The organism is Nocardiopsis lucentensis DSM 44048 (assembly GCF_000341125.1).
Classification (GTDB): Bacteria; Actinomycetota; Actinomycetes; order Streptosporangiales; family Streptosporangiaceae; genus Nocardiopsis; species Nocardiopsis lucentensis.
In genome coordinates this window covers 1-3459 of sequence record NZ_ANBC01000760.1, presented here as the reverse complement: position 1 = coordinate 3459, position 3459 = coordinate 1, and the positions used below count along the sequence as shown (strand labels likewise).

The 3459-nt window shown below is 67.9% G+C and carries 2 protein-coding genes; one reads left to right on the top strand and one right to left on the bottom strand.

Annotated elements, in window-relative coordinates; all coding sequences use genetic code 11:
- Window positions 1–29: 29 nt before the first annotated feature.
- Window positions 30–1439, bottom strand: coding sequence for an RNA polymerase sigma factor (locus D471_RS0126300; RefSeq protein WP_017601376.1), 1410 nt, complete (start codon window positions 1437–1439; stop codon window positions 30–32).
- 1382 nt (window positions 1440–2821) lie between these two features.
- Between D471_RS0126300 and D471_RS40495 the strand changes: the two genes are divergently transcribed.
- On the top strand, window positions 2822–3459 hold a 638-nt coding region (locus D471_RS40495; RefSeq protein WP_161630121.1), incomplete at its 3' end, for a carotenoid 1,2-hydratase.

Genomic DNA, 3459 nt, shown 5'->3' with positions numbered 1-3459 from the left:
GGCCGCCGGTCGCGGAACGCGAACCGTCGTCAGCTGGCGAAGTCCAGCAGCTGCTGCGCGCGGCTGGGGTGGCGCAGCTTGGACAGCGACTGCTTCTCCAGCTGGCGGATGCGCTCGCGGGTCAGGCCCAGGTGCTTGCCGATCTCGTCCAGCGTGCGGGGACGGCCGTCCATGAGACCGAAGCGCAGGGACATGATCGTCGCCTCACGCGGCTCCAGGTCCGACAGCGCGTTGCGCAGCTGGTCGGCCATGAGCTGGCGGTCGACCACCTCGGAGGCCTCCGAGGCGTCCACGTCCTCGATCAGGTCGCCGATACGGGTCTCCCCGTCCTCGCCGATGGTCGAGTCCAGGCTGATCGGCTGGCGGGTGACCCGCAGCAGCTCCTCGATCTGGGCCGGGGTCTTGTCCAGCTCCAGTGCCAGCTCCTCCGGGGTGGGCTCGCGGCCCAGCGCCTGGTGCATGTCACGCTCCAGGCGGCTGACCTTGCTCAGCAGCTCCAGGACGTGCACGGGCAGGCGGATCGTGCGGGCTGAGTCGGCGAAGCCGCGCTGGATCGCCTGGCGGATCCACCACATGGCGTAGGTGGAGAACTTGAAGCCCTTGGTGTAGTCGAACTTCTCCACGGCGCGGATCAGGCCGAGGTTGCCCTCCTGGACCACGTCCAGCAGTGACATCCCCCGGTCGCTGTACTTCTTGGCGACCGAGACCACCAGGCGCAGGTTGGCCTCCAGCATGTGGGACTTGGCCTGGCGGCCGTCCTCGGCCACCCATTCCAGTTCCTCCAGCTCGGCCTCGGCCATGTCCACCGAGCCGTCCACCTCGCCGTGCAGGCCGAGGCGGTACTCGGCGTAGAGACCGGCCTCCACCCGCTTGGCCAGGTCGACCTCCTGCTCAGCCGTGAGCAGTTGGCGTCGGCCGATGGCCTTGAGGTAGGTGTGGACCGAGTCGCCCATGGCGGGTGACTGGTCGTCGAGGTCGGCCTCACCGGTCTCCGGATCGGTGGTGGCCTGGGTGGTCTCGGTCTTCTTGGCGCGTCGCGTGGAACGGGACTTCCTCCGGGTGGAGGGGCCCTTGCGGGACGCGACCTTGCCGGATGCGGCCTTGGGTGCCTCGTCGGTGTCGGGCACCGTCGCGATGAGAGTGTCTTCCAGCACGTCGTCCTCGGCGTCAGGATCGGCCACCGGCGCGGAGTCGTCGCCCCCGTTGGCGAGACGGACTCCGTTCTCGGTGAGTTCACGCAGGATGGAGCGGCCGTCGGGAGCGGTGATCCCGGCCGCGGAGAAAGCGGTACGCAGTTCGGAGAGGGACAGGTGTCCCTGAGAGCGCCCGCGGGTGAGCAGGTCGGACAGGGCCGCCCGGGCGGCGGCCTCCTGGTTCGGAGCGGTCTCTGCGGGGACTTCGGCGAAGGAGACCGAAGCGGCAGAGGCAGTGCTCGTCATCTGGGCACCTCCCTCCCTTCCGTGACGGGTGGCACGTGGCGGAGGGTTCCCGCCGACTGGACGCGCCAATATGTCCAACGTGTCGGCGAGTCAAATGTTCCCTGTCTCGATTGGATATCGGACGGAGTGGCATGGATCACTGTGTGATCAGTGGCCATGGCCGGCCGGGAGCGGGTAAGGGAGCTCGCTTCCGGCGTGATGCGACAGGGCCCCCATGGGCCGGCGGGCACAGGGGAGGGCGCAGGGTCGGGAACGAGTGGACCGATGGCTCTCGCCAACTGCGGACCTCCTTGGGAAAGAGGGGCCGTGGGACCGGATACACAGGTAGACGTCGGGGGACTTCCGGAAGTTCCCCGCCCTTTGCGGACACCGCGCACGAGGGGTGCGGGCGGGTCCGTCGGCGGTGGGGCGTCCGTGTACCCAGGTCACCTGGCGCGGGTGTCGGCGGCGTCGACCGTCGTACCCGCTGAGGTCAGGGTCCCATGTGTTCGGAGTGCACCGGTAACGCCGGTTCGGCGTAGGGGCTGCCCGGAGGTCGGCTCCGGGTGGGTGAACGACCATGGTCGCGACCTGGGGCGGGGGCGTGGTTGTCGGCGCCGTTCCGGCGAAAGTGTGTTTTCCGGGTTTTTCTCAATTAATCGCTAAGGCGGATGAAAACACCATCGTGTTCGGTGGTGCTTCCGTATGTCGATCCTCGATGTCGCCCACGAGCGTCGGTCGGGTGTCAAAACGAACGGCTTTTTCAGTCCGAATCCTGCCCGCCCCTGGAAGGGGTTCCGTGTGGTTCTGGTTGGCGTGGTTCGGGGTTCCGGTGGCGGCTGGAAGGAACGTCCTTTTTGTGGAATTTTGTGAATCGGTGGTGGTCGGGCGGGTTCGTGTCCCCCGAATCCCCGGCCGCCAGGGGTGATGGTGGTCGCTGCGGTCGCGGACGTCGGCGAACGGCGGGAGTGGGGCGAATGGGGTGGTCGTGTGGGGTTGCGAAAAATACTGTGAAATCGTTCTCGTTTGGGATATTGCGGACTGTCGGAGCGGCCGTCGAATTGAACGCGATGCCAACCGTCGCTACGCTGAATCCCGGATGCGGGTCGGTTGATTTCCCTAGAATTCGACAGATCACGCCCAATCCATTGCGAACCGGTCATGCGTCGGTGTCGCAAGGAACGAGTGGAATCTCCGTACACCGCGTCGACGCCGCCGCGTTGTGCCTTGATCCGGAATCCGCGCGGCCCGGGCCGCGCACGAGGGAGAGCGAACGTATGACCCAGACGCGGACGGAAACGGCGCCGACGAACCGACCGGGGTCCGAACGGCACGGTGACCGGCCGGTCCGGGGCGAGGCGCCCGACCTGGCCTCCCTAGAACTTCCACGTCGGTCCGACGGTATGGAGTGGTGGTGGTTCAACGCGCACCTGGAGGGCGACGACGGCGAGTTCGGGTTGGTGTTCTACTTCGTCCGGCACCGGACCCTGACCCCCGACGGCACGACCCTCGACGCGCACACCGTCGTCTGGTTCCGCAGCGACCCCGCCGAGGCCACCCACACCGGTGAGTCGTGGATGAACGAGAGCTGCGCGGAACTCGTCAAGTCCCTGGCGGGCAACGACCGGAGCATCGACCCGCGTGTGCGGCGCGCCCTCACCGAAGCCTTGGAGCAGGGGCGCGGCTTCCTGCCCGACCGCCGCCTGCCCGGTCGTGTGCGCATCGAACCGAGTCGGCTCGACCTCGACTACGGGATCGCGCGTCTGCGCAGGGACGGCGACGACTACCTGGTCGACGCCGACGGGGCCGAATCGGGCTTCTCACTGCGTCTCACGCCCCTCAAACCGGTCACCGATCAGCTCTTCCGGCACTCGGCCACCTGGCCCGGACGCGGCGCCATGCGCACCTACTTCGTCCCCCGGCTCGCCGTGGCGGGCTCGGTCCGCGATGGCGGACGCACGGAGTCGGTCACAGGAGACGCCTGGTACGAGCGTGCGACAGGATCCCCCAGGTACCGTTTCGACGCCCCGCCGCCCACCGA